Below are 24,307 nucleotides of genomic sequence, written 5' to 3'. Positions count from 1 at the left end.
ATCCGCCGTGGGGACAGGGTCTGTGTCCCCACATGAACGGCCCCGGCGTCGAGTCGAGGACAGTCCCGCCTCGCTGGCGGCGGGGTGTCAGGAGGAGGACGGGAGCTTCGCGCCGAAGGCCTTCAATCGCTCGCAGGCCTTCTCCAGCTTGTCACGGGGGATGGAGAAGACGGCGCGCACCCGCTCCGGGTCCGAGCACCAGGGGCCGCCATTGAGCACCACGTGCGTGTGCTCGTAGACGACGCGCGGCAGGTTCTCGGGCGTGAGCCGCTCGCCGTCCACCGTGCGCCCCAACCAGGACGTCACGCGGGGCGCGAGGAACAGCCCGCCCGCGTCACCCACCTCCGCGCGCGCCTCGCTCGGCAGCACCGCCGCGAGCAGGTCGCGCTTCTCCGCCAGCTCGCGGCGCATCTTCGTGAGGAAGGCGCGCAGGGAGCGGTGTCGCGCCGGGTAGAGCAGCTGGCCGTCCGGGCTGCGCGCGTAGGCCGCGTACAGGTAGGCCGCCGCGCGTGCGGTGACCAGGTGCAGCACGCCCGGGCCCGCCTCGCGCATCGCCGAGGCCAGCGCGCGGTCCCTCGTGGCGAGCCAGCCGACGCGCAGCCCGCCCGCGGCGAACTCCTTGGACAGGCCGCCGAGCACCACCGTGCGCGCGCCCACGCCCGGCACCGCGCCCTCCAGCGTCACCGGGCTGTGCACCGTCTCCGCCGTGGGGCTGGTGAGGTTCACCAGCCCGAAGATTTCGTCGGACACCAGCAGGCAGCGCTGCTCCACCACGTAGTTGGCGAGCGCCACCAGCTCCTCGCGCGCCACGTAGACGCCCGTGGGGTTGGAGGGCTGCGAGATGACGACGGCGTCCGGGACGAAGCCGCCCTGTCCCCGTCGCGAGAGCAGCTCCGACAGCGTGCCCTGGTCCACCTGGCAGCCGGCGGAGAGGAACGTCGGCGGCAGCACGCCGTAGCAGGGCGTCGTCAGGAAGACGCGGGGCGCGCGGCCCAGGCGCTTCTTGAGGGCGACGCCCAGGTGGTGGATGAGCGGCCAGACCCCCGGCGCGAGCACCAGTTCCTCGGGCGTGTAGCGCACGGCGCGCGTCTCCAGCAGGAAGGCGGCCACGGCCTCCGAGAGGCCCGTCTGCGCGCCGGACTCGCGAGGCGCGGCCGCGGCGGCGATGAGCCCCTCCACGAGCGGCTCGGGCAGCGGCCCCTCGTTCTCGCCGTAGTCCAGGCGCACCAGCTCCGCGTCGTCCTCGCGGAACACCTTGGGCGCGAAGGCGGGGAAGGCCGAGAGCGTCTGGATGCGCGAGGAGCGCGGCAGCGGCACCACCGGGTGCCGGCGGGGCCCGGGCGGCTCCGGCTCCGCGAAGGAGATGCGGAAGGACAAGAGGTCCGCGAAGGTGCGCTCGTAGAACCACTGCGCCAGCGTGCTGATGCGCGAGTACGTCACCTCCGCGGCCACCTCCAGGTCCGCGCGCAGCGGCTCCGGCACGGGCAGCAGCAGCGTCAGCTCCAGGTCCGGCCACACCGCGTTCTTCACCAGGCCGTAGAGCACGACCAGGTTGGGGGCGTACGGCTCGCGCGCCAGGAACTCGAAGAGGGTGAGCGGCTCCACCTGGCCGGTGATGTTGAAGAAGGCGCTCTCGTCGAGCACCACCCAGATGCCCCGCCGCGACGCCTCCGCGATGATGTCGCGCAGCACGGACAGGTTGGTGCGCTCGCCCTTCTCCACCGTGAGCAGCACCATCTTCACGTCGAAGGCGGACAGCAGCCGGCGAATCTCCTCCAGCGTCGTGTGCGTCACCGTGGCGCGCACGCCCGCCTTCTCCAGCGCCCGCGCGTAGAGCGGGTGGAGGTTGCGCGACACCAGCACCTCGTCGCCCGCGTCACACGTGGCGAGCAGGAGCGAGTACACCGCCTGCTCGCGCTCGGGGGCGACGAACAGCTCCTCCGCCGACAGCCTCAGGCCGAAGTAGCGCTCCAGGTAGCGCACCAGCTGGCGCCGGAACGACGCGTCCCCCGCCTCGTGCGCGTACGGCAGCAGCGGCCCCTTCGCGAGCCGCTCCGAGAGCGCCGCGACGAAGCCGAGCTGTTCGGGCGAGGCGGCGCCCAGATCCAGCTCCTCCTGGAGCGCGGGGATGCCCAGTCCTCGAAGCGACTGGCGCAGGGCCAGCGTCTCGCGCGGACGCGACAGGTGCGCCTCCCACACGGCCACCTCGTGCCATACGGCATGGCCCGACTGCAGCCAGCCCAGCGCGGTGGCGGCGCGCAGGGGCTCGGGGCTGTGCGCCTCCATGAAGAACTCGAACTCGCGCCCGGTGCGCTGCTCCAGCGCGACCAGCGGACGGATGTCCGTGTCCGCCGCCTGCCGCACCCGCCGCGCCACGCGCACCCGCGTGGAGAAGCCGCGCCGGGTGAACATTCGCTCGATGATGGGACGGCCCGGACGGCCCGCCAGGTTGAGCAGCAGCCTGCCCGTCAGCGCCAGCCGCTCGGGCGCCTCGTCGAGCAGCCGCGCGATGAGCCCCAGGCCGAAGTGGTCCTCGTACACGTTCTGCAACGTGCAGTAGTTCGACAAGTCATACAGCGCCTGCTCGTCGGCCTGGGACAGCTCCCCAGGCAGCTCCTCCGTGCGCAGCACCTGGGGGATGCAACCCACCACGAAGTCCCACGCGGGCTGCGCCGGGACGCCGCGCAACAGGTCGCTCTCCGCGAAGGACAGCCGCGACACCAGCGTCTCGTCGCCGTTGAGCCACGCGTTGCAGCGCGCGACGACGGGCGAGTGCGGGTTGAGGTCCGCGCCGTGCACGTGCGCCAGCCGCGTGAACTTCGCCAGCGCGATGCAGATCCAGCCCGAGCCCGCGCCCACCTCCACCAGCCGCTTGCCGGCGTACTCGTCCAACGGGACGCTGAGCAGCCCCTCCAGGAAGGTGTAGGCCCAGGACTCGGGCGCGAAGATGGAGGGCAGGAGGAACAGCTCCAGCCGCTCCTGCGAGGCGCCCACCGCCACGGTGACGGTCACCAGCCGCAGCGGGGCCGACTCGGGCTGGTCGCGCGACAGGTCCGCCAGCTCGCGCAGCTCCACCCGCGCCTGGGCGCGCCGCTCCGGGTGGGCCAGGTCCTCCGACAACGCGCGCAACAGGTGGAAGGCCTCTCGGGGTGAGGACGGATAGGTCGGCATGGCGCGCGCGACTGTCCCGGGCCCACCGCCCTGTGTCAACGCACTCCTGGCGCATGCACGCAACCCTTTGGCGCCGTGGCTCCAATCAAGATTTGGCCGCTCGCGCGTAATGAAGGGGTGGTCGCGTGGGTAGGACGGGAAGGCAGCGGCTGGAACGAATGAAGTCGGTCACGCTCGTGGACAGACCCCGTGGTGGAGAGGGGGCACTGATGGAACTCAGTTTCGCGTCGCCGACGAAGGTCGGCATGCAGGCCTTGATGAGCATTCAGCCCTCGCGGAGCCGAGTCCTCAGGGACCCCGCGCGTGTGCGGTGGGAGTCCCAGCCGTGGCGTCGTCAGCTGCGCAATCCGGAGGAGTTCGAGACGCCGGTGTCCCGCTCGGCGCTGGTGAAGGCGCTGCTGGATGAGCAGCTGGAGGTGGACGCGGAGGTGGCGCGGTTCGCCGGGGCGTCGGAGGACGCCGACTGCATCAGCATCGCGCAGGTGGTGCGCTTCGCGGAGCTGTTGACGCGGCGCATGACGCTCGCGGACGCGGATGACCAGGTGCTCCAGCTGGCGCACCTGCGGCGCAACACCGAGGACCTGGCGGACCGGATGATCGAGTGGGCCAACCAGGGCCGACTCTGAGCCGCTCGAAGTCGTGACGCATCCCGTCTGACTCGACATGCCGGACCGTGCGGGCGGATGCCTGGGGCTCGAGGCCCCGGGCCCGCGTGCCCGCGGCGGTCTGGATGAGGGGGAGTGACGGCGCGGGATGCAGAGGGGGGACCGGTGGGCAGTCGGGCGGGCTGGCTCCGCCTCGCTGTTCCACCGGGGTTTTACCGGCGCCATCGTCAACCACTGGCCGTTCGGGTGAGGCCCCAGCGGGTTCCAAGGGCACGGGTGGTGCGAGTGTCTTGACAGGGGTGGAGGTGCGCTGCTCTCACGGAGGGCATGCTCTCCTCGCTCGTCCTCGCCGCCACGCTGGCGGCTGCTCCCGCGCCCCGTTCCGCAGCCCAGGCCCAGACGGTGGTCCACGTGCCCAAGCTGGATGCGCTGGCGGGGCTCACGGCCTTCCTGGAGCGCGCGGGCACGCACGCGGCGCTGCTCCGACCCGCGGCGTGGCGCGCGGAGCTGCACCCGTTCCTGACCATCGACCCGACCAGGCCGGAGACGTTGACGGCGGTGGGGTTGGACCCGGCGGGGCCGGCGACGGTGTCGCTGCGCACGGATGGCCGCGTGTCGTGCATGCGGGTGTCGGACGCGAAGGTGTTCCAGGCCAAGGCGGCCGAGGCGATGACGCAGGCCGGGGGCGAGGCGGCGAAGTCGGCGACGTCGAAGGGCGTGACGACGGTGAGCACGACGCGCTCGGCGGGTGGGGCCATGGGCTATGCGCTCAAGGGCTCGGACGTCTGCGCGTACGGGGCGACGGATGAGGGCGGGGCGGCGCTCCTGAAGGAGTCGGTGAAGCTGGTGGGCAAGGCGCCCGCGGCGGATGCGCGGCTGGGGAAGGTGGCGGGGGTGGCGTTCCTGGCCACGGGTGGGGCGGTGTTGGGGTTGGACGGCAACGCGACGGGGCTGAAGGTGGACGGCACGACGACGAAGCTGCCGTTGCCGCCGTTCCAGGCGAAGGCGGCGAGCCCGTATGCGGCGATGAAGCCGGAGGGGCTGTTGTTCTCGCGCGTCGCGGTGGCGCCGGCGGGGGTTTCGCAGGCGGTGGGCTCGCTCAGGGCGAACATCCAGGCGCTGTGCGCGACGTGTCCGAAGGAGCAGGTGCAGGCGACGACGGACGCGGTGGCGAAGCAGCTGACGGGCAACATGTTGGTGAGCATGAGCAACGTGCAGGTGCGCGGCTCGCTCAGGGCTCCGGAGGCGCGCTTCTTCGCGGTGAAGCAGGCGCTGGCGGCGGAGGTGAAGGACGCGGCGGCGATGAAGAATGCGCTGGAGCCGCTGGGGAAGTTGCCGGGGGCGAAGGCGCTGGAGGATGGCTGGGCGCTGACGGTGAAGGGCGGCACGGTGCAGGTGCGGCAGAAGGGCAAGCACCTGGTGGTGGGCAACGACGACGCGGTGACGCAGGCGACGATGGCGGCGCTGCCGGAGACGACGGCGAAGCTGGAGCGGGCGGCGGACTTCTCACTGGACCCCAAGCTGCTCGCGCGCGGACTGTCCCAGGTGTCGCTGGCGGACGTGCTCTCGGACGAGAACCTCGCGGCGATGTTCGCGGTGAGCTCCGAGCTGGGGCCGCTGCTCGCGCGCAGCGAGCGAATCACGGGCTGGCTCGACAGCGCGCCCGGCGGCGCGCACCGGTTCTCCTTCGACTGGACCTTGCCGGAGTCGAAGTAGCCGCGCCGTGGACGCGCTCCCCGCTCGCCTCGGGGTGGCGCCAGGTCCGGCCAGGAGGGGCGTCGACCCCTCGCGCAGCCAGCCTCCCGTGATTGCCCGCCAGCGTTCAGGTGGTGACGTTTCGGCCACGGCTGGGAGCAACACGTGAGCCCGCTCGTCCCCGGACGAGCGAGCCCCGGCCCTTCCCAGGGGGAGCTGCGCGATGAACGCATTCGGCGTACATTCAGAGGTCGGCAGGCTGCGCAAGGTGATGGTCCACCGCCCGGACTTGAGCCTGAAGCGATTGACCCCGTCCAACCGCGACGAGCTGCTGTTCGACGACGTGCTCTGGGTCGAGCAGGCGCAGCGGGAGCATGACCAGTTCGTCGCGGAGATGCGCAAGCGCGGCGTGGAGGTCTTCCACGTCCACGACCTGCTGACCAAGGCACTCAAGACGCCGGGCGCCCGCCAGTGGGCCATCAGCCACACGGTGAGCCCCTACACCGTGGGCCCCGCCGCGGTCGAGTCCGTGCAGCGCGCCCTGGAGAACATGAGCGCCGAGGCGCTGGCCACCCACCTGATTGGCGGCGTCACGCGCGCCGAGCTGATGCAGTACGCGGACCGGGACCTCTTCGTGCACTCCCTGGTGGCCTCCACCACGCCCGACTCGGCCTTCATCCTGCCGCCGCTGCCCAACCACCTGTTCACCCGCGACAGCTCCTGCTGGCTCTATGGCGGTGTGTCGCTGAACCCGATGTTCTGGCCGTCCCGCCAGTTGGAGACCGTCAACATCGGCGTCATCTACCGCTTCCACCCGATGTTCCGCGAGGCGAAGTTCGACTTCTGGTACCCGGACGCCGGCCACGGCGAGGAGCACGACGAGTTCGACATCCAGTCGTTCGGGCGCTCCGCCATCGAGGGTGGTGACGTGATGCCCATCGGCAACCGCACCGTGCTGATTGGCGTCAGCGAGCGCACCACCGCGCAGATGGTGGAGGTCTTGTCGCGCCGGCTCTTCGAGAAGGGCGCGGTGGACCGCGTCATCGCCGTGGAGCTGGAGAAGAAGCGCTCCTACATGCACCTGGACGTGGTGTTCACCTTCATGGACCGGGACGCCGTCACCATCTACCCCAAGGTCATCGACACCACGAAGGCCTTCAGCATCCGACCGGGCCACAAGCCGTGGGTGCTCGACGTGACGGAGGAGAAGAGCTTCCTGGGCGCCGTCTCCGACGCGCTGGGCGTGAAGCAGAAGGACCTGCGCGTGGTGACCACGGGCGGCGACGCGGCCCAACAGGAGCGCGAGCAGTGGGACAGCGGCAACAACGTGGTGGCCCTGTCTCCGGGCGTCGTCGTGGCGTACTCGAAGAACGTCTACAGCAACCAGAAGTACCGCGAGGCGGGCATCGACGTCGTGGAGATAGACGGCTTCGAGGTGGGCAAGGGCCGGGGCGGCGGCCACTGCATGACGTGTCCCCTGCTCAGGGACCCGTGAGGAGTCCTCGTCGGCCTCATTCCCACGTCGGGCCCGGCCCGAAGAGGACGCCAGATGCCTTCATTCGAGAACCCGCTGCTCATGTTCCTGTCGCTGTTCGCGCTGTACAGCCCCCTGGCGGCGGTGTCGTCCTACTTCCCCATCGTCAGCCAGTTCAAACCCGCCGAGCAGGTGCGGCTCGCCCTGGGGCTGTTCACCTACGTGGCCATCTTCGCCATGGTGGCGCTCTGGGTGGGCGAGCCGTTGCTCGAACTGCTCGGCCTGAGCACCGCGGCGCTGACCGTGACGGGCGGCATCGCGCTGCTCTACGTCGGTGTCCCATTGATGAGGGGCGTCGAGGACAAGCCGCTCGACAAGCCCACCGACGCGGACGAGAGCAAGGCCGAGAAGGCCGCGCAGAGCGGCTCCTGGCGCTCGGTCCTCTTCATGCCGGTGACCTTCCCGCTCACCGTGGGAGGCACCACGTTCGCGATTCTCGTCTCGTTCCGCGCCCAGGCGGAGCGCCTCCTGGACGTCGTCGCCCTCTCCATCGCAGCGCTGGCCTATGCCGCGGTCACCGGGTTGACGGTCTTCATCTCCGGACACATCGAGCGGAGGGTGACGCCCAAGACGCGCACGCTGCTGGAGCGAATCGCGGGCATCCTGCTCACCGCCATCGCGGTGTCCCTCCTGGCGAGCGGCGCGCCCCAGATGGTCGTCGAGACGCTCAACACCATGAAGAAGTAGCCGGACGCCCCCCGCGTCATCTGGCCGACAATCGCTCCCCGCCCCACCCGGCCCCATGTCCGGGTGGGGTCCGCGGGCCCCCTAGGATGACGGCTCCTCGTCGTCCTCGGGGTCCTCATGGCGAGCCGGTCTCTCGTCCTCCGTGGCGGGCTGTCGACCCTGCTGGCGCTGCTGTCCACCGCGACCTGGGCCCAGCCCGCGTCGGACGAGGACCCACGGGCCCCGGAGGACGCCGTCCCCGCGGAGGAGCCGCAGCCCCCCTTCATCCCTGCGGGACACGTGCCGGGCGAGGGCTTCCGGCTCAAGTCCGAGGACGGCGCCTACCTGTTGCGCGTGGCGCTGCAGGCGGCGCTGAAGGCGGACCTGAACTGGACGCAGGAGGGGACGCTCTTGCAGAGCAGCTTCGGTGTCCTGCGTCCCAGCCTCCGGGGCAACGTGGTCAGGCCGTGGATGCGCTACTGGCTCTCCCTGGAGCTGTCGCGAGACTCACCCTACGTGCTCGACGCCTTCGTCGAGGTGCAGCCCTGGGAGGCCCTGGGCCTGCGCTACGGGCAGCAGGGCACGCCCGTGTCGCGGCACGAGGACTTCGGCCCCCAGCAGCTCTTCTTTCCCGAGCACGCCGCCGTGGCGAACTTCTTCTGGTCCGGGCGGGACCAGGGGCTGACGCTCTTCGGCGGCACCCCCCGGCGACGCGTCGACTACTACCTGGGCGTCTACGGGGGCTCGCCGCTGCTGGAGCCGGTGAACCTGCCCGATGACTATCTCGTCGAGGCGCGCGCCACCGTGAGCCCGCTGGGCCCGGTGAACGCCAGCGAGCTGCCCTTCACGCCGGAAGGTGGGCCCCTGCCTCCGCGCATCTCCTTCACCGTCCAGGGCTACTTCGGCCGCGTCCAGACCGACGCGGAGAACTTCAACCCGTCCAACAGCATCCTCAACCCCGCGGTGCCCACCACGGTGGCGACCCGCGTCGGCACGCTGTCGTTCGACCTCTGGTGGCAGCTCGGACGCATCATCGTGTTCGGAGAGTTCTACTGGCGCGCCCTGAAGCCGGTGGGCGTGGCCGACACCTTCTCCACCTATGGGGCGTGGGGGCAGGTCCTCGTGAACGTCTACCGGAACCGGCTGGGGGCCGGCGTCCGGATGAACTGGCTGGACCCCCATGCGGACATCACCGGAGACCGGACGCTCGAGCTCGAGGCCCAGGTGGCGTGGTTCATCCAGGCCCCCGAGCTGATGCTGAAGCTGCGCTACGGCTGGCTGGACCAGGGCACCCCCGACGCCCCTCTGCCCACGGGCGTACAACTCCCCTTCTCCCCGGGGACCTCGGGGGTGACCACGCTGCAACTGAACCTCTTCTTGTGAGCCGGCCGACGCGGGGATGTCGTCCGCCGCACGCTCCTGGCAGCTCCGGTTCGTCCGGGCCCGGGCGCTCGTGCCATGAAGCCAGGACGTGTACGACCTGGACGACATCCGTCCCTATCTCGAGCTGACCTCGGTGGCGGCCGGGGCCGTCTCAGGCGCCCTGCATGCGCAGCGCAGGACCTTCGACTTCGTGGGGGTGGTGGTCATCGGCATCGCCACGGGCCTTGGGGGCGGAATCATCCGCGACGTCATGCTCGGCCAGGGGCCCGCGCTCGCGCTGCGGACCTCCGCGCTGCTCATCACCGCCGCGGTGGCGGCCCTGCTCGGGGCCCTGTTCGGCACCCTGGTGAGCCTGCTGGGGCGCCCCCTGTGGGTGGTGGACACCCTCTCGCTCGGGCTCTTCACGGCGGTCGGCCTGCAACGGGCCCAGGCCGCGGGGCTCGACGTGGTGCCCTCGCTGTTCCTGGGGGTCGTCACCGGCGTGGGCGGGGGCGTGGTGCGCGACGTGTTGTGCCGCGAGACACCCGTCCTGCTGCTGTCGGGACAGCCCTACTCGGTGGCCGCGCTGTTCGCCGGGAGCGTGTACCTGACGGCCCTGCGCGGCTTCGGCCTACCGCAACTCACCGCGGAGGCGCTCGCCACCGCCGCCGCCTTCAGCCTGCGTCTGGTGGCGGCCTGGCGCGGCTGGATGGTGCCGCCCCTGCCGGACCTGCCGCGCGCGCTCCAACGCCTTCGTCGCCCGCGTCCCGGCGGCCCCATGGACCCGCCCACGCCGTAGCGTCCCACGAGGGCACGCGCCACGCCGGGCCCGTCTATCCTCTCCTCGCTGTCCCCACACCCGAGACACCCAGGAGAGCCCATGATTGGCACGACACATCCCCGATGGACGGCGAAGCGCGCGGCGCTCGCGACGCTGGTGCTGGCCCCCATGGCGGCTGGCGCCGTGAGCCAGAAGCTGCGCTACCGCTTCGACACCGTCACCACGCCCGTCACCACCGTCACGGACGACAGCGGCAAGGGCCACACCGGCACGGTGCAGACGAACAACGGCGCCACGGTGACGGCGGTGACGGGCTTCGAGGGTCTCGGCGTGAGGTTCCCCGCCGTCTGTGATGGCACAGGCTGCCCGCTGGCGAACATCACCACCCCCGACGCGACCGACCTGAACCCCGGCACGGCGCTCTTCACCTTCGGCGCCCGCGTCCGCCTCACGCTCGCCGACCTCTCCACCGCCCACGGCTCCAACCTCGTGCAGAAGGGGCTGGCGAGCACCGCCCAGTGGAAGCTCCAGCTCGATGACGCCGTGCAGGGCCGACCCAGCTGCGTGGTCCGCACCACGGGCGGAGTGAATCCCATCATCGTCAAATCGTCGGTGGGCGTCGCCGATGGCGCCTGGCACAAGGTCGCCTGCCAGCGCACCAGCACCACGCTGACCATCCTCGTGGACAACGTCGCGCGCGGCAGCGCGCTGCTCCCGGCCACCTACGACATCAGCCCCACGGGCCAGGCCGTCAACGTGGGCGCCAAGAGCGTTGGCAACAACAACGACCAGTACCACGGCGAAATCGACGACGTTTACTTCAACCTCGACTGAGCCTCGCCCCCCGGCTCCGGTGGGCAACCTCTCACCGGAGTCGCGCCGTCTCGTCCCGTGCGAGCCAGTCCCTCGAGACCGCTCAAGCGGGCCGCTCCTCGCGCCACCCCCGCGCATCCCGCTCCGCCCGCTCCTCCCGGTTCTGGAAGAGCGTCAACCCGCGCTCCACGTCGCCCAACTCCAGCGTCCCCGCCAGCCGCCCGTCCGCGTCCACCACCAACAGCAGCGGAGACTCCTCCTCCGCCATGCGACGCAGCGCCTGCCACCCGTCCTCCTCCAGCCGCGCCACCGGCGTCGCGCGCATCACCTCGCGCACCTGCCGCCGCGTCCGCTCCCCCGCCGGCACCGCGCGCACCGCCTCCACCGCCACGCGCCCCAGCGGCCTGCCGTCCTCCGTCACCGGCAACGCCGTGCGCCGCTCCACCCGGAACTCCCACAGCGCCTCCTCCAGTGACGCCCCCACGTCCACGCCCATCCAGCGCGGCGTCATCAACTCCGCCACCCGCACCTTCTCCAACGTGGCCTTCATCCGCACCTGCTTCGCCTCCCCATCCGCGCCCATGAAGATGAAGAACGCGATGACCATCAGGAACGGGTTGAACGTCGCCAGCCCCCACACCCCGAACAGCAGCGCGAACCCCCGCCCCACCACCGACGCCACCTGCGTCGCGCGCACCATCCCCATCCGCCCCGCGAGCAACGCCCGCAGAATCCTCCCGCCATCCATCGGGAACGCGGGCAGCAGGTTGAACACCCCCAGGAACAGGTTCAGGCTCGCCAGGTAGAAACACGCGAACTGCAGATTGAACGAGCCCGTGCCCGCCACACCCCACGTGGCCAACGCGAGCAGCCCCGCCAGCGCCAGGCTCGTCAGCGGCCCCACCAGCGCCATCAGCGCCTCGTCCCGGGCCCTCGGCGGAGCCTCCGACAACTCCGACACCCCGCCCACCATCATCAGCGTTATCGAGCGCACCTGCCCGCCCCGCGCCAACGCGTACAACGTATGCGCCAGCTCGTGCACGAACACCGACACGAACAGCCCCACCGCCACGGCCAGCCCCCATGCCCACGGCGCGCCCCACAGCTGCCCCGCCGGAACCGCCGCCACCTCCGCGGCCCGCCGGAACGCGCCGCCAAAGACATACGCGAGCAACGGCAACACGAGCAGCAGCGAGAAGTGCACGCGGACGGGAATGCCGCGCAACGAGCCCATCTTCAACACACCTCGCGTCTCGCGCATCTCGCCTCCTCCTTTTCCGGCGCGCCCTCGCCTGCCCCCACCAACCTCCGTCAGCCGCGCGACGCGCGCACGGTGCCAGGGGCGACGCGTTCGCCCGCCCGGCCCCTGAGTGTCCGCTCCCCATCCCGGCAGGTGTCCACCCACGAGCACACCGACGACGACACGGCGCCACGCGCGTGACTCGCCAGCTAGCGTGCCCGCGCTCGACTGCCCGCCGTGCCCCTTCCCCTTGAGAGGCCCCGCATGAACCTGAACAGCCCCCTCACGCTCGCCCGCGAAGTCTGGCGAGCGGCCCGCGTGCTCAGGGACCCCCACCGCCTGCAGGACATCATCGACCTGGCCCGCGTGCTCGTGCCCCCCACCGCCATGCGCCGCATCGTGGAGCGACTGAGCCAATCCCCCACCTGCGCCCGCGCCCTCGCCGAGCGCCCCCGCGTGGGCCGCCTCCCGCTCGCCACGCTGCGAGCCCTCCCCGAGGGCACCCTGGGCCGCGCGTTCATCGACCACCTGGAGCGCAACGGCCTGGACCCCGACGCCCTGCCCCAACGCGAGGCCCACACCCCCGAGGACTACGTGCGCGCGCACCTGCTCGAGTCCCATGACATCTGGCACGTGCTCACCGGCTTCGACACCGACGTGGCCGGAGAGCTGGGCGTCCAGGCCTTCAGCCTGGCGCAGGTGGGCACCCCCTTCGCGCTCGGCATCCTCACAGGCGGGCTCGCCAACACCCTGCTCTACGCCTTCTCCGAGCGCGACGCCCGCGTCCAGGCGCTCGCCCGGGGCTGGGTGCTGGGGCGCCGCGCCCACCCCGTGTTCGGCGCCCCCTGGAGCGAGCTGTGGGCGCGCCCCCTGGAGGAGGTCCGCCAGCGCTACGGCCTGGACTTGTTGGCAGTGGACGCGCTGCTCCCCGTCCTGATGGGCCCGGTAAAGGACGACCCCGCCCGACGCGCCGCCTGAGCGAAGGCGGGCAGCGCGCGAGCGCCCCAATCGTGCTAGAGCGCGGGCCCATGGACGAGACCACCGAGAAGGACCCCCTCCGCGCACGCCTCCAGCAGATGGAGAAGCAGGCCGAGCTGGGCGGCGGTGCGGACCGCATCGCCAAACAGCACGAGGCCGGCAAGCTCACCGCTCGCGAGCGCATCGACCTGCTCCTCGACCCCGGCTCCTTCTGCGAGCTGGACAAGTTCGTCACCCATCGCTCCACCGACTTCGGCATGGGCGACAAGAAGATTCCGGGCGACGGCGTCGTCACCGGCTACGGCACCGTCGAGGGCCGCCAGGTGTTCGTCTTCGCCCAGGACTTCACCGTCTTCGGCGGCTCGCTGTCCGGCGCCTATGCCCAGAAGATCTGCAAGATCATGGACATGGCCACCCGCGTGGGCGCGCCTGTCATCGGCCTGAACGACTCGGGCGGCGCGCGCATCCAGGAGGGCGTGGAGAGCCTCGCGGGCTACGCGGACATCTTCCTGCGCAACACGCTGGCCTCCGGCGTGGTCCCCCAGATTTCGCTCATCATGGGCCCGTGCGCGGGCGGCGCGGTGTACTCGCCCGCCATCACCGACTTCATCATGATGGTGAAGGACACCTCGTACATGTTCATCACCGGCCCGGACGTCATCAAGACGGTGACGCACGAGGAGGTGTCGAAGGAGTCCCTGGGCGGCGCGCTGACGCACAACCAGAAGTCCGGCGTGGCGCACTTCGCCGCGGAGAACGAGCAGGCCGCCATCGTCATGACGCGCGAGCTGTTGTCGTTCCTGCCCTCCAACAACCAGGAGGACCCGCCCGTCCAGCCGTGTGATGACGACCCGTTCCGGGCCGAGGAGTCGCTCAAGACGATTGTCCCGAGCAACCCCAACAAGCCCTACGACATCAAGGACATCATCAAGGCCGTCGTCGACAACAAGCACTTCTTCGAGGTGCAGGAGCACTACGCGCGCAACATCGTCGTGGGCTTCGCGCGCATGAACGGCAAGAGCGTGGGCATCGTCGCCAACCAGCCCGCGGTGCTCGCCGGCGTGCTGGACATCGACGCCAGCGTGAAGGCCGCGCGCTTCGTGCGCTTCTGCGACTGCTTCAACATCCCCCTGCTCACCCTGGTGGACGTGCCCGGCTTCCTGCCCGGCACCGACCAGGAGTGGGGCGGCATCATCACCCACGGCGCCAAGCTGCTGTACGCCTTCGCCGAGGCCACCGTCCCCAAAATCACCCTCATCACCCGCAAGGCCTACGGCGGCGCGTACGACGTGATGGCGTCCAAGCACATCCGCGCGGACATCAACTACGCCTACCCCACCGCCGAAATCGCCGTGATGGGCCCCGAGGGCGCGGTCAACATCATCTTCCGCAACGAGCTGAACAAGGCGCAGGACGCCGCGGCCGAGCGCACGAAGCTGGTGAACGACTACCGCGAGAAGTTCGCCAACCCGTTCAAGGCGGCGGAGCTGGGCTACATCGACGAGGTCATCCGCCCCGAGGAGACCCGGGCCAAGGTCATCCGGGCGCTGGAGATGTTGAAGGACAAGCGTCAGGAGAACCCGCCGCGCAAGCACGGGAACATCCCGCTGTAGGCTCCCTTCCGGGCCCCTGGACGCCTGCTCTCCCTCGGCTGGAGAGCAGGCAGGCTCGGGCCGCGCGGGAAATTCTCGTGCGGCCCGAGGGCTTTCACCGGGCCAGGAAAGGAACCCCCATTTTGCCCCACCGCCGACTCCTTCTGTTTCTCGCCGACGTCGAAGGCAACCTCACCGCACTGCGTCAGACGCTCAAGCGTGTCTGCGAGGCGGTGGACCTCCCCACGCCGGAGGTGAAGTGGGTGGAAACGCCCCCGGACGGGCTGGCCGATGCGGGCTGGCACGCCGCGGAGGTGGCCCTGCCCCCGGCCCCTGGCCGCAAGGCGCGCAAGTCCGAGCAGCCCTTCCTGGAGGAGCAGCTCGACGCCATGGCGCAGGCCATCTCCCAGGACTTCCGGGAGCGCACGCTGGGCATCTTCGTGGACCGGGAGCACAGCTACGCGCGCACGTGCGTCAGCGGCCCGGGCCGTCCCTCCAAGGCCGTGGAGGGCGAGGTGCTGGATGTGATGCGCCAGGCCGCTCGCTGGCTGGACGTGGAGACGGGCTTGCTGGCGCGGATGCTCGGGGGTGGCAACACCGCGCGCAACCTGCTGGCCGCGGCCGTGGATTTCGGTGGGGACGCCGCCGCGGTGCCGTCCAAGCCTCCGGAGCCGGATGAGGATGACCGGTTCGTCGAGGCGAAGCTCGCGCAGGCGCGGGCGTACATGGAGCAGTACCGCAGCGCGCGGAAGTAGGGCGCGCGCATGTGACGCCCGGAGGGGTCTTCCGGGCGGGAAGAGGTTCGAGACGTACCGGGTGGACTCGAGCGTGGAGGTGGAAGCCTCCACTCCCTCCGAGAGCCCGACAGGACGCGCTCGGTGCCAACAACGGGGCCCGCATCCAACCCACGCAAAACGAGGCGGCCCGTGGTAGACGGGCGCCCATGCCCAAGATCCGCAAAGTGCTCGTCGCCAATCGCGGCGAGATCGCCATCCGGGTGATGCGCACCTGCAAGGAGCTCGGCATCGCCACCGTGGCGGTGTACTCGGAGGCGGACCGCGCCGCCCTGCATGTCCGCACCGCGGACCAGGCCATCTTCGTCGGCCCTCCGCCCTCCCGGGAGAGCTACCTGGTCCAGCAGCGCATCCTCGACGCCGCCAAGGCCGCCGGCGCGGACGCCATCCACCCCGGCTATGGCTTCCTCTCCGAGAACGCCTCCTTCGTGCGCGCCTGCGAGGCCGCCGGCATCACCTTCATCGGTCCGCCGGCCTCCGCCATGGACGCCATGGGCGAGAAGACCCGCGCCCGCGCGAACATGATCAAGGCCGGCGTGCCCGTGGTCCCCGGCACCACCGAGCCCATCGCCACGGAGGCCGAGGCGCGCGAGTACGCGCAGAAGATCGGCTTCCCCATCATGCTCAAGGCCGCGGGCGGCGGCGGCGGCAAGGGCATGCGCCGCGTGGAGGGGCTCGGTGACTTCGAGTCCGCGTGGCGCTCCGCCAAGAGCGAGGCGCTCAACGCCTTCGGCAACGACGCCGTCTACATCGAGAAGTATCTCGAGAAGCCACACCACGTCGAAATCCAGGTGTTCGCCGACACGCACGGCAACGTCATCCACCTGAACGAGCGCGAGTGCTCGGCGCAGCGCCGTCACCAGAAGGTGGTGGAGGAGACGCCCAGCCCCATCCTCACGCCGGAGCTGCGCTCGAAGATGGGCGAGGTCGCGGTGAAGGCGGCCAAGGCCGTCAACTACGTGGGCGCGGGCACGGTGGAGTTCCTGGTCGACGTGCACCGCAACTTCTACTTCCTGGAGATGAACACGCGCCTCCAGGTGGAGCACCCGGTGACGGAGTGGGTGACGGGGCTGGACCTGGTCGCGCTGCAGATCAAGGTCGCCGAGGGGGAGAAGCTGCCCCTGCTCCAGGCGCCCGCGCCGCAGGGCCACTCCATCGAGGTCCGCGTGTACGCGGAGGACCCCGCGCGCAACTTCATGCCCAGCCCGGGCAAGATTACGTACCTGCGCGTGCCGGGCGGACCCAACGTGCGCGACGACTCGGGCGTGTTCCCCGGGTACACGGTGCCCAACGTCTACGACCCGATGATCTCCAAGCTGTCCGTGTGGGCCCCCACGCGGCGCGAGGCCATCGCCCGGGCGCAGCGCGCGCTGTCCGAGTACGTGGTGAAGGGCATCACCACCAACATCCGCTACCTGCGGGCCATCCTCGCGCACCCGGAGTTCGTCGAGGGCGACTACGACACGGGCTTCCTCGGCCGCGAGCACACCACGCTGCAGGGCGTGGAGGACCCGAAGCTCAGCGAGATGGCGCTGCTGGCGAGCGTCGTCTACGCGCACCAGCGCGATGCCAAGCGCGCCAAGACGCTCCCCGGCGCCAAGGCCGCGAGCAGCTCCGACACGGGCCAGGTCAGCGCGTGGCGCCAGGCGCTGCGCTCGCGTCGCCGCTAACCCCACCCTGAGGCTCACGAGACTTCCATGCGCTATTTCACGAAGCAGCAGGGACAGAAGGAAGCGGTGCCGGTGGACCTGGAGGCGCTGGGTGGCGAGCGCTACAAGCTCACCGTCAACGGCGTCACGTACCAGGTGGACGCGCTCGCGCTCGAGCACGGCACCATGAGCATGTTGGTGGACGGCCAGTCCTACAGCGTCGAGTTCGAGGAGAACGGCGACGAGGTGGGCGTGCTGCTCCGCGGCCAGGTGAGCCGCTTCGACGTCGCGGACGAGCGTCGGCTGCGGCTGCGCGCGGGCACGGCGGGCTTCTCCGTGGAGGGCAAGCAGCTGGTCACCGCGCCCATGCCGGGCAAGGTGGTGAAGGTGCTGGTGAAGGTGGGCGACGAGGTGAAGGAGGGCCAGGGCCTGGTGGTGGTGGAGGCCATGAAGATGGAGAACGAGCTCAAGAGCCCCAAGGCGGGCAAGGTGACCGAGCTGTTCGCCAAGGAAGGCACCACCGTGGAGAACAACGCGAAGCTCGTCGTCGTCGAGTAGCCAGGGCGTGGCGGCGCGTGCCCGGTCTCGCGCGCGCCGCAACCCCGTCGTTCAGGGCCGGGGCGATAGTCCGAAGCGCCTCGCCTCGTAGGGGTCGTCCGATTCGGCGGCCAACGCCTCCACCCGCGTGAGCGCCCTCGTCAGGGGCGCGGGCAGCGGCGCCTCCACGAGCGGAGGCAGTCGCAGCGGGCCGGAGTGGGACTCGAGCAGCTCCGGCGAGTCCGCGTCCAGCCAGTAGCGCACCAGGAAGTGCCGCCGCTGGAGCGTGCCTCGCGACAAGCGCTGTCCCTTCGCGTCCACGGCGATGGCGGCGATGGGCCGACGCAGCTTGTTTCCCTGAAGCGCGGAGCCCGTGGGCAGCTCTCCGTCCAGCAACCAGCGGACAGCGACGAGCGCGGTGGCGGCGGGGCCCTGGCGCGTCCAGGAGCGCAGCTCCACCTGGGGCAGCGGCGGCCACTCGGGCCCTCGGGCCTGGACCGTGAGGTCCACGACGCACACGCCCTGGAACGTCAGCTTCAGCGCGCGGGTGCCCTTGGGCACCGCGGTGATGAGCGCCAGTCGTCGAGGCTTCGCCGCGGCGCCGAGCGACTCGAAGTAGCGGTCCACCGGCGCGCCCTGGTCATCCAGCAACACCCACTGGAAGTCGGACGCGGGGGGCCTCCCCGCTCCATCCTGGAGATGGATTCGGACGGGCTCCGCGTCCCGGTGCGAGAAGTCGATGGCCACCAACTCCGTGGACGGAGGGGGCTGCACCGTCGCCCCGCCCCGGAACACCCAGGCCCGGTGGACCCGGACCTTCCCCTCGCACGCATCCCCTTTCGCGACAGGGGACGCGGCCAGGAGTGAAGCGGTGAGCCCCACGAGCAACGAGAACATGCCCCGAGCGTAGGCACAGCCCCCCCTGGACTGCACCTGCATCCCGGGTGCGCCAACTCGCGCGAGGGATTCAGCGGTAGTACGGGGACAGCGCGGCGGTGATGCGGGCAATCAGGTCCGTCGTCTGCAACCTCTCATCGGCGCTCAGCGTGGGCAGCGCGGCGGTGAGCGAGTCCCGCGCGGACATCAGGATGGAGTACGCGGCCAGCGACTGCTGGACCTTCAGGATGTCCACCATGGCGCGGCGCGCGGCGTACCCGCGCACCCCATCCGAGTTGAGCAGGATGCCCTGCACGTCCGCCAGCACCAGCGACGTCAGCGCGGGAGCGTCGGGCGGGTTGGCGCTGAAGGGGCCTCGCTGCGCCGCCGGGTCCAGGTACAGCCGCGCCAGGAGCCTGCGCGCCAGGTCATCCGCGCGCGACGCGTAGTGGGCGGGAGCCCCAGGAGGGATGACCAGCGGCGGGCGCACCTGCTGCATCGCCAGCTGATACGCCTGCGCCTGCACCGCCGGGCTGCCCGCGCGCACGAACTGGAGCACGGGGTTGGCCGTCGCGTTGAACCGGCCTGCCAGCGACGCATACAGGAGGGGGTGCGAGACATTCAGCAGGGTGTTCATCGCCACGTTCATCGCGGGCACGTAGAACTTCGTCAGCGGCTCGTCGGTGCGGTCATACCGGTTGCAGTACGGGTCGACGCGCGCGTCCACGTCGGTGCAGTACGGCTCGGTGGGCAGGTCCGGGGACAGGCCATAGAGGTAGCGCACTGCCTGCACGTCGTAGGCGCCCGGCGCGTCGCCGTACACGGCATCCCGAGGGTCCAGGTACTCCATCACCGAGCTGGAGCGCGCCCCCGTCGCGCCGCCGTCGTACACCTGTGAGCCCGCGAAGTTGTGCCGAAGCCCCAGCGTGTGCCCCACCTCGTGCAGCACCAGGTACGTGAGGTACGCCTCCACCTTCTGCTTCTTGGTCATCGGCGAGCCGGGCTCGACGAGGAGCTCCGCCCCCTGCTCGCCCTGCTCGAGCAGCGCCTCGGAGTGGAAGTCACACCGCGCCTCGCCCCCCATGCCGGCCCAGGACATCCGCAGCGACGAGGCGGGGCGCTCGGTGGCCACCAGCGCGCCCACGTCCCCTGAGAAGGTCTGGTGCGCCACCTCCAGCCAGTTGCTGCCCAGGTAGATGCTGGCGCCACGAATCTCGCCGGTGTTCGGGTTGGTCCGCCAATCGGCGAAAGCGAACGACGCCGCGCGGTCCGGGTCGACGATGAGGTGGTTCTCGTCATCGCGGCCGAAGTCGCTCGAGCTGTCCCCCATCACCGCCTCGAGCGCCGGGAAGCCGAAGGCCGTGTTCCATCCCTCGATGCCCCGCTTCACCGCGCCCACCAGGTCATACGCCTGGAAGCGCGGGTCCGCCTGCACCGTGAGCAGGCTGGGTGTGATGCGCCAGCGGATGGGCGTCATGCCCGGCTGGATGGCCCACTTCGCGGCCACGCGCTCGGTGGCGCCTCCCGTGTTCGGAATCAGCTTCGGCTCGCTCAGGAAGTAGTGCTCCCGCGCGGGCGCGGGCGTGGGCACGTACCCCGGGCTCTCCTGGTAGCGGCGCAGCGCGATGCTCAGCGTGCCCGACGTGCGGAAGGGGTTCTCCTCCAGGTACAGCGGCGCCATGTCATCCGGCAGGTTCGAGTAGCCGGTGAAGACCTGCTCGAAGGTGACGCCGTCCGCGATGGGCCGCAGCTTCTGCGCCAGGCTCAGCTCCACCTGGAACTGCGCGCGCATCATCACCGCGTTCAGGTCCCCCATCACCCCGAAGCGGTTGAGCCCCGCCGCCGGGTCGATGAGCACGTACTGCTCCGAGCCCCGCCGCCGGTGGAACGGCGGGTGGTCCTCCACGATGGGATACGCCTCCACCAACACCTGCGGGTCGAAGATGTCGCTCAGGACCTTGCGGTCATCCACATCCAGGACGAACAGCTTGCCGTTCTGCTCCTTGAAGCTCACCACGCGCGTGCCCAGCGAGTTGGCCGCGAAGTAGGCGGCGCCTCCCGGGTGGTATTGCTGGATGTACGCGGACAAGAACCACTTCGTCGCCAGTTGGTCCCGACGGATGGCCAGGTAGAAGCCGCGCCCCGAGTCCTCCACCACGCCTCGCAGCTTCTGCTCCACCTGCTGTCGCTCGGCGGCCCCCACCTCCCGCGGCACCGCCACGAAGGCCCCCTCCAGCACCTCGTCCGGCAGCGCCACGTCCGGAGTGTCGGGCGGAGCCTCGCCACAGCCCGTGCCCCACAGCAGGGCCAGCGAAAGCACTCCCACCCACGAGCACCGAGGGAACCGCCTGCGTCCGCGCATCGCGTGTCTCCGAGTCCGGGACGCGCGAGGAGGCGCGCCCACCCACGGGTCAACGACGCGCCCGCACCATCTTCCCGGGAGGGGACACGATTTCTCCGCCCCGCCGGGAGCCGTCCGCGACTTTAAATGCGACCCGCGCAACCCAGATGCTTTTGCTACTCAGTTCGACCCGAGCGGTCGCTCACCTGGAGGCACCATGCGGAGCTGGAACATGAAGGGGCTGTGGTTGGCTGGCGTGCTGTTGGCGGGCTGTGGTGGCACCGAGGCCCTGGACGGGCAGCCCGAGGCGGCCGCCCCCGAGCTGGCCCAGACGGAGGCCGCCCTGGAGTACAACGAGGACCTGCACTGCATCGTCATGACGCCCTCGGTGCGCTGCAACAACGGCCTGCAGATGTACGCGTACTGGAGCGACGAGCTCGGCCACTACTTCATCCCCCGCAACGTCTGTGGCAGCCGCGGGCCCATCGTGTGCCCGCTCTAGTCACTCCCTCACACTCCTAGTGTGAAACGGCGCCCCGGCCCGCCTCGTGGTTTGTTCGCACGCAAACCAGATGGCAGACTGGGGCGTCATGAAGGTCACTGGTCGCCGAGTCCTGCTCGCGGCCCTGGGCGCGTCGCTGTCGGCGTGCGCGTCCCGGCCCGCCCCTCCGGTCCTGCACTACAGCTTGGGCATCTCCCGAGCGGACTACCGAGACTACGGGGGTGCCAAGGCCAGCCCCTGTGACGCGGAGCAGCGCTGGTTGTCGGACGAGCTGACGGCCGTCAACGGCGTGCTGGCGCGCTTCGTCAACGGCACCGACAAGCTCGACACGCCCGCCTCGCTGGACCATGCGAAGCAGGTGGAGCTCCTGAAGGAGGCCCAGCAGACGCTGCCGCCGGTGCTGGCGGTCCACGAGAACAACCTCCGGGGCCTCGCGCAGTGCGGGTTCAAGGACAAGGGCGCCTTCCCGGAGATTTCGCGCCGGGGTGGGGAGCTGGTGAAGGAGGCGCGCGAGCGGCTGTCCAGCGCGGACTCGGTGCTCGCCGCCGTGTCGCTGCGCCAGGCCCAGGACAAGTGGAAGGAGGAGTCGCCCCAGCGCGAGGCCACCGCGCGCGGCACGTGGTGCACCGCCGACCCGAAGATTGGCGAGGCCACGGTGTTCTACGCGCGCGCCGCAATGGACGGCACCTTCCGGTGGCACTTCTGCGACGGCTCCCTCGTGGAGCAGCGCGCAGGCGCGGAGCCGACCTACGTGGAGCCCGAGGGGCTCAACAAGCGCGACCGCCGCCGCATCCAGCCGCCGCGCTACCTGGAGGCGGCCGCCAACTTCCCGGCCGAGGAAATCGACCGGCCGCCGGAGACCGGCACCCCGAAGAGCGCCTCTCCGACGCCCTGACGTTCTACAGTCCGGGAACCACCGGGCGGCCTCGTGCCGCCCCCTGCCCCGGAAAGCCGCCCCATGCGACACGCCGCCGCCGTCGCCCTCGTGATGCTCTGCTCGCTGCCCGCGCTCGCGGCGCGGCGCGAGGGCACCTGTGAGGTCCGGGTGATGGGAGGCCTGCAGCTGGCCTTCTCCGGCAAGGGCGGCACGCAGTCCGCCACCTCGGACCACTGGATGTCTCCCGAGGAGATGCGCGCGGTCTACGAGAAGATCCACAGCCGGATGAAGCAGGACCCCAAGAAGGTCCAGGCCGCCGCCGCGAAGCTCGCGGCGAAGGGGACGATGAGCGGCCCCCTGTCCATCCACTGCATCAGCGCGGGCGGCATCCAGTCGGCGAGCCTGAGCATCCTCTCCGGGCAGAACACCAAGGAGAGCGTTCCCTTCAAGCCCGGCGCGTACCCGCTCGTCACGCTGGACGAGAAGCCCGGCGAGTTGCCCGTGGCGCTGCGCCTCAAGGGCGTCAACTACATGCTCACCGTGCCCGGCGTCCTGGTGCTGACCCGGTTCGACGGCCGCGGCGTCGCGGGCACGTTCAAGTTCACCGCCCGCACGCACAGCTCCGCCAACAAGAAGGACGCCACCGAGCGCACCATCCGGGTGGAGGGCAGCTTCGACTTGCCCTGTCCCGTGAAGAGCCGCGTCTGCAGCTAGCCGTGCGGGGCGCGCGGCGGCACGCCGAACTGGGAACGAGTCTGCATCTGCCATTCGGCTACAGTGGTGTCCGCGGTCATCCCCCACGCCACGGAGCACCTCCATGCAGCTGCGCCCCTTCCTCGCGTCCCTCGCCGTCTGCCTGTCCCTCCTCGGCTGTGGTGGCGGCGCGCCCGCGAGCGAGCCGGTGAGCCCGGAGGCGCCCCAGACCGAGACCTCGACGAGCGCCCAGGTCTCCTGCTGGGACGAGTGCTACCAGGCCAACGCCTGGTGTCCGTCCCAGTGCGGGGTCTCGAGCGAGGTGTGCGCCCAGGCCATCTCCGTCTGCTACGACTCGTGCGAGCGCGGCGTGGGTCCCTGGCTGCCCTGCTGAGCGTCACCTGCCAGCGGCCGTGGAGCGCTCCGTCATGGACAGCTCCACGGTGTGGCTGCTGTCCGGTGAGAGCTCCAGGTTCATCTGGCACGTCTCGATGTGGCGCGGCCCCTTCGCGCAGACGGTGAACACGCCCGCGCGCACCTTGGGGAAGCGGGCCATGCCCTGCGCATCCGTCTTCAACTGCTCCGGATGCAGCCGACGCGGCTGGCCCTCGCTCACGATGGCCACCGTGATTCCCGGCACCGGCTTGAGCCCCCAGGGGTCGAGCGTCCGCACATAGACGCGCCCCAGTTGAGAAGGCGCCAGCGTGCGGGGGTCCTCGGGGTCCTCGATGGGCATCGAGCCCGCATCCGGCGAACCCGCGTCGGAAACCCGAGCGGTGGCGACCTTGGGTCGGGGCTCTTGCGCCAGTTGCCGCCGCAGGAGCGCCGCGAGCGACAGCGACACCCCGACGCCCGCGATGGCGATGACCCAACGAACCCCTCGGTGCATACCCGAGCTCCCTGGCTTCCAACCGCGAGGACGACGGCCCGACGTCGGAAGCCTAGCATTCCGAGGACTCGCGGCCCGCGTCGGTGGACCTGGGGGCGGAGGGGCCCGCATCGAAATTCCGCACGCTCGCCCGGGACTGGTAGGGTCCGGCGCCGCTCCACTTCCCCCGGCTTTCGCGTCACACGAGGTCCCCCGCATGGAGATGCTCTGCACCTTGCGCAGCGTCACGGAGGCGCAGCGCGGCGCCCTGCTTCAGGCCCCCGAGCGCCTGGAGGACTTCCTCGACGACGACGAGGACTTCGGAGACCCGAAGGGCGGAGCGTTCCTGGAGCTGGACATCGGCGAGGCGTGGCATGCCCTCCAGTACCTGCTCACCGGCACCGCGTGGGAGGGCAGCGCGCCGTTGGACTTCCTCGTCCGCGGCGGTGACGACGTGGGCGACATCCCCTCCGACGAGGGCACCGCGCGCGTCTTCGCGCCCGCGCAGGTGAAGGCGCTCGCCACCGCGCTGAAGGACGTCTCCGAGAACACGCTGCGCCGCCGCTTCGACCCGGCGAAGATGCAGGCCCAGGACATCTACCCCGGCACCTGGGATGAGCCGCCCGAGGACAGCGACCCGCTCGAGGAGGTGCTCTCCTACTTCGAGGAGCTCCAGAAGTTCGTCGCCCAGGTGTCCCGCCGCGACGGCGCGCTGCTGGTGCACATCGGCTGA

At 70.7% G+C, this 24,307-nt stretch carries 22 protein-coding genes; 17 read left to right on the top strand and 5 right to left on the bottom strand.

Annotated elements, in window-relative coordinates:
* Positions 1-87: 87 nt before the first annotated feature.
* Positions 88-3,171 carry an aminotransferase class I/II-fold pyridoxal phosphate-dependent enzyme gene (locus K8640_RS06075; protein WP_223746195.1) on the bottom strand — a complete coding sequence of 1,028 codons (3,084 nt, stop codon included), beginning with the start codon at positions 3,169-3,171 and terminating at the stop codon, positions 88-90.
* 209 nt (positions 3,172-3,380) lie between these two features.
* Between K8640_RS06075 and K8640_RS06070 the strand changes: the two genes are divergently transcribed.
* The 7 genes from K8640_RS06070 (at position 3,381) to K8640_RS06040 (ending at position 10,648) form a co-directional block, all read left to right on the top strand.
* Positions 3,381-3,797 (top strand): hypothetical protein, encoded by a 417-nt coding sequence (locus K8640_RS06070; RefSeq protein WP_223746194.1) that lies wholly within the window; start codon positions 3,381-3,383, stop codon positions 3,795-3,797.
* Positions 3,798-4,103: 306 nt separating this feature from the next.
* On the top strand, positions 4,104-5,492 hold the full coding sequence (locus K8640_RS06065) for a hypothetical protein (RefSeq protein ID WP_223746193.1): 1,389 nt from the start codon (positions 4,104-4,106) through the stop codon (positions 5,490-5,492).
* A gap of 202 nt (positions 5,493-5,694) precedes the next feature.
* Positions 5,695-6,966 (top strand): arginine deiminase, encoded by a 1,272-nt coding sequence (locus K8640_RS06060; RefSeq protein ID WP_223746192.1) that lies wholly within the window; start codon positions 5,695-5,697, stop codon positions 6,964-6,966.
* 54 nt (positions 6,967-7,020) lie between these two features.
* A complete protein-coding gene (locus K8640_RS06055; RefSeq protein WP_223746191.1) occupies positions 7,021-7,692 on the top strand; it encodes a MarC family protein in 672 nt (223 codons plus the stop codon).
* 117 nt (positions 7,693-7,809) lie between these two features.
* A complete protein-coding gene (locus K8640_RS06050; RefSeq protein WP_223746190.1) occupies positions 7,810-9,054 on the top strand; it encodes an OprO/OprP family phosphate-selective porin in 1,245 nt (414 codons plus the stop codon).
* An 88-nt stretch (positions 9,055-9,142) separates the two neighbouring features.
* A complete protein-coding gene (locus K8640_RS06045; RefSeq protein ID WP_223746189.1) occupies positions 9,143-9,832 on the top strand; it encodes a trimeric intracellular cation channel family protein in 690 nt (229 codons plus the stop codon).
* 81 nt (positions 9,833-9,913) lie between these two features.
* Positions 9,914-10,648 (top strand): laminin G domain-containing protein, encoded by a 735-nt coding sequence (locus K8640_RS06040; protein ID WP_223746188.1) that lies wholly within the window; start codon positions 9,914-9,916, stop codon positions 10,646-10,648.
* 82 nt (positions 10,649-10,730) lie between these two features.
* Here K8640_RS06040 and K8640_RS06035 read toward each other — a convergent pair whose 3' ends face one another.
* Complete coding sequence (locus K8640_RS06035; protein WP_223746187.1) at positions 10,731-11,888, bottom strand: site-2 protease family protein; 1,158 nt, start codon at positions 11,886-11,888, stop codon at positions 10,731-10,733.
* A gap of 243 nt (positions 11,889-12,131) precedes the next feature.
* On the opposite strand from K8640_RS06035, the gene K8640_RS06030 reads away from it, so the two are divergent.
* From K8640_RS06030 to K8640_RS06010, 5 genes are all read left to right on the top strand, one after another.
* Entirely contained in the window at positions 12,132-12,845 is a 714-nt protein-coding gene (locus K8640_RS06030; protein ID WP_223746186.1) for a Coq4 family protein, read from the top strand.
* A gap of 50 nt (positions 12,846-12,895) precedes the next feature.
* Positions 12,896-14,458, top strand: a complete 1,563-nt coding sequence (locus K8640_RS06025; RefSeq protein WP_046711264.1) for an acyl-CoA carboxylase subunit beta — start codon at positions 12,896-12,898, stop codon at positions 14,456-14,458.
* Between the two features lie 122 nt (positions 14,459-14,580).
* Positions 14,581-15,192, top strand: a complete 612-nt coding sequence (locus K8640_RS06020; RefSeq protein WP_046711263.1) for a hypothetical protein — start codon at positions 14,581-14,583, stop codon at positions 15,190-15,192.
* 188 nt (positions 15,193-15,380) lie between these two features.
* Entirely contained in the window at positions 15,381-16,901 is a 1,521-nt protein-coding gene (gene accC / locus K8640_RS06015; protein WP_223746185.1) for an acetyl-CoA carboxylase biotin carboxylase subunit, read from the top strand.
* A 27-nt stretch (positions 16,902-16,928) separates the two neighbouring features.
* Positions 16,929-17,438: a biotin/lipoyl-containing protein gene (locus K8640_RS06010; protein ID WP_141331022.1), complete on the top strand. Its 510-nt coding sequence runs from the start codon at positions 16,929-16,931 to the stop codon at positions 17,436-17,438.
* A 51-nt stretch (positions 17,439-17,489) separates the two neighbouring features.
* Here K8640_RS06010 and K8640_RS06005 read toward each other — a convergent pair whose 3' ends face one another.
* On the bottom strand, positions 17,490-18,314 hold the full coding sequence (locus K8640_RS06005; RefSeq protein WP_223746184.1) for a hypothetical protein: 825 nt from the start codon (positions 18,312-18,314) through the stop codon (positions 17,490-17,492).
* Between the two features lie 70 nt (positions 18,315-18,384).
* Positions 18,385-20,619, bottom strand: a complete 2,235-nt coding sequence (locus K8640_RS43060; RefSeq protein ID WP_223746183.1) for a zinc-dependent metalloprotease — start codon at positions 20,617-20,619, stop codon at positions 18,385-18,387.
* Positions 20,620-20,851: 232 nt separating this feature from the next.
* Between K8640_RS43060 and K8640_RS05995 the strand changes: the two genes are divergently transcribed.
* From K8640_RS05995 to K8640_RS05980, 4 genes are all read left to right on the top strand, one after another.
* Complete coding sequence (locus K8640_RS05995; RefSeq protein ID WP_223746182.1) at positions 20,852-21,136, top strand: hypothetical protein; 285 nt, start codon at positions 20,852-20,854, stop codon at positions 21,134-21,136.
* Positions 21,137-21,224: 88 nt separating this feature from the next.
* A complete protein-coding gene (locus tag K8640_RS05990) occupies positions 21,225-22,031 on the top strand; it encodes a hypothetical protein (RefSeq protein WP_223746181.1) in 807 nt (268 codons plus the stop codon).
* A gap of 63 nt (positions 22,032-22,094) precedes the next feature.
* Positions 22,095-22,727 carry a hypothetical protein gene (locus K8640_RS05985; protein ID WP_223746180.1) on the top strand — a complete coding sequence of 211 codons (633 nt, stop codon included), beginning with the start codon at positions 22,095-22,097 and terminating at the stop codon, positions 22,725-22,727.
* 103 nt (positions 22,728-22,830) lie between these two features.
* Positions 22,831-23,100 carry a hypothetical protein gene (locus tag K8640_RS05980; protein ID WP_223746179.1) on the top strand — a complete coding sequence of 90 codons (270 nt, stop codon included), beginning with the start codon at positions 22,831-22,833 and terminating at the stop codon, positions 23,098-23,100.
* Positions 23,101-23,103: 3 nt separating this feature from the next.
* On the opposite strand, the gene K8640_RS05975 is transcribed toward K8640_RS05980, so the two are convergent.
* Complete coding sequence (locus K8640_RS05975; RefSeq protein ID WP_223746178.1) at positions 23,104-23,595, bottom strand: hypothetical protein; 492 nt, start codon at positions 23,593-23,595, stop codon at positions 23,104-23,106.
* Between the two features lie 196 nt (positions 23,596-23,791).
* Here K8640_RS05975 and K8640_RS05970 point away from each other — a divergent pair, with 196 nt between their 5' ends.
* On the top strand, positions 23,792-24,307 hold the full coding sequence (locus tag K8640_RS05970; protein WP_141331012.1) for a YfbM family protein: 516 nt from the start codon (positions 23,792-23,794) through the stop codon (positions 24,305-24,307).

The sequence above is a fragment of the Myxococcus sp. XM-1-1-1 genome, assembly GCF_020037095.1.
Taxonomy (GTDB): domain Bacteria; phylum Myxococcota; class Myxococcia; order Myxococcales; family Myxococcaceae; genus Myxococcus; species Myxococcus fulvus.
This window is presented reverse-complemented; position numbering and strand designations above follow the sequence as displayed.

Coding starts and splice junctions, on each gene's coding strand:
- K8640_RS06075 (WP_223746195.1), bottom strand. CDS start 3,171: ATGCCGACCTATCCGTCCTCACCCCGAGAGGCCTTCCACCTGTTGCGC.
- K8640_RS06070 (WP_223746194.1), top strand. CDS start 3,381: ATGGAACTCAGTTTCGCGTCGCCGACGAAGGTCGGCATGCAGGCCTTG.
- K8640_RS06065 (WP_223746193.1), top strand. CDS start 4,104: ATGCTCTCCTCGCTCGTCCTCGCCGCCACGCTGGCGGCTGCTCCCGCG.
- K8640_RS06060 (WP_223746192.1), top strand. CDS start 5,695: ATGAACGCATTCGGCGTACATTCAGAGGTCGGCAGGCTGCGCAAGGTG.
- K8640_RS06055 (WP_223746191.1), top strand. CDS start 7,021: ATGCCTTCATTCGAGAACCCGCTGCTCATGTTCCTGTCGCTGTTCGCG.
- K8640_RS06050 (WP_223746190.1), top strand. CDS start 7,810: ATGGCGAGCCGGTCTCTCGTCCTCCGTGGCGGGCTGTCGACCCTGCTG.
- K8640_RS06040 (WP_223746188.1), top strand. CDS start 9,914: ATGATTGGCACGACACATCCCCGATGGACGGCGAAGCGCGCGGCGCTC.
- K8640_RS06035 (WP_223746187.1), bottom strand. CDS start 11,888: ATGCGCGAGACGCGAGGTGTGTTGAAGATGGGCTCGTTGCGCGGCATT.
- K8640_RS06030 (WP_223746186.1), top strand. CDS start 12,132: ATGAACCTGAACAGCCCCCTCACGCTCGCCCGCGAAGTCTGGCGAGCG.
- K8640_RS06025 (WP_046711264.1), top strand. CDS start 12,896: ATGGACGAGACCACCGAGAAGGACCCCCTCCGCGCACGCCTCCAGCAG.
- accC (WP_223746185.1), top strand. CDS start 15,381: ATGCCCAAGATCCGCAAAGTGCTCGTCGCCAATCGCGGCGAGATCGCC.
- K8640_RS06010 (WP_141331022.1), top strand. CDS start 16,929: ATGCGCTATTTCACGAAGCAGCAGGGACAGAAGGAAGCGGTGCCGGTG.
- K8640_RS06005 (WP_223746184.1), bottom strand. CDS start 18,314: ATGTTCTCGTTGCTCGTGGGGCTCACCGCTTCACTCCTGGCCGCGTCC.
- K8640_RS05995 (WP_223746182.1), top strand. CDS start 20,852: ATGCGGAGCTGGAACATGAAGGGGCTGTGGTTGGCTGGCGTGCTGTTG.
- K8640_RS05990 (WP_223746181.1), top strand. CDS start 21,225: ATGAAGGTCACTGGTCGCCGAGTCCTGCTCGCGGCCCTGGGCGCGTCG.
- K8640_RS05985 (WP_223746180.1), top strand. CDS start 22,095: ATGCGACACGCCGCCGCCGTCGCCCTCGTGATGCTCTGCTCGCTGCCC.
- K8640_RS05980 (WP_223746179.1), top strand. CDS start 22,831: ATGCAGCTGCGCCCCTTCCTCGCGTCCCTCGCCGTCTGCCTGTCCCTC.
- K8640_RS05975 (WP_223746178.1), bottom strand. CDS start 23,595: ATGCACCGAGGGGTTCGTTGGGTCATCGCCATCGCGGGCGTCGGGGTG.
- K8640_RS05970 (WP_141331012.1), top strand. CDS start 23,792: ATGGAGATGCTCTGCACCTTGCGCAGCGTCACGGAGGCGCAGCGCGGC.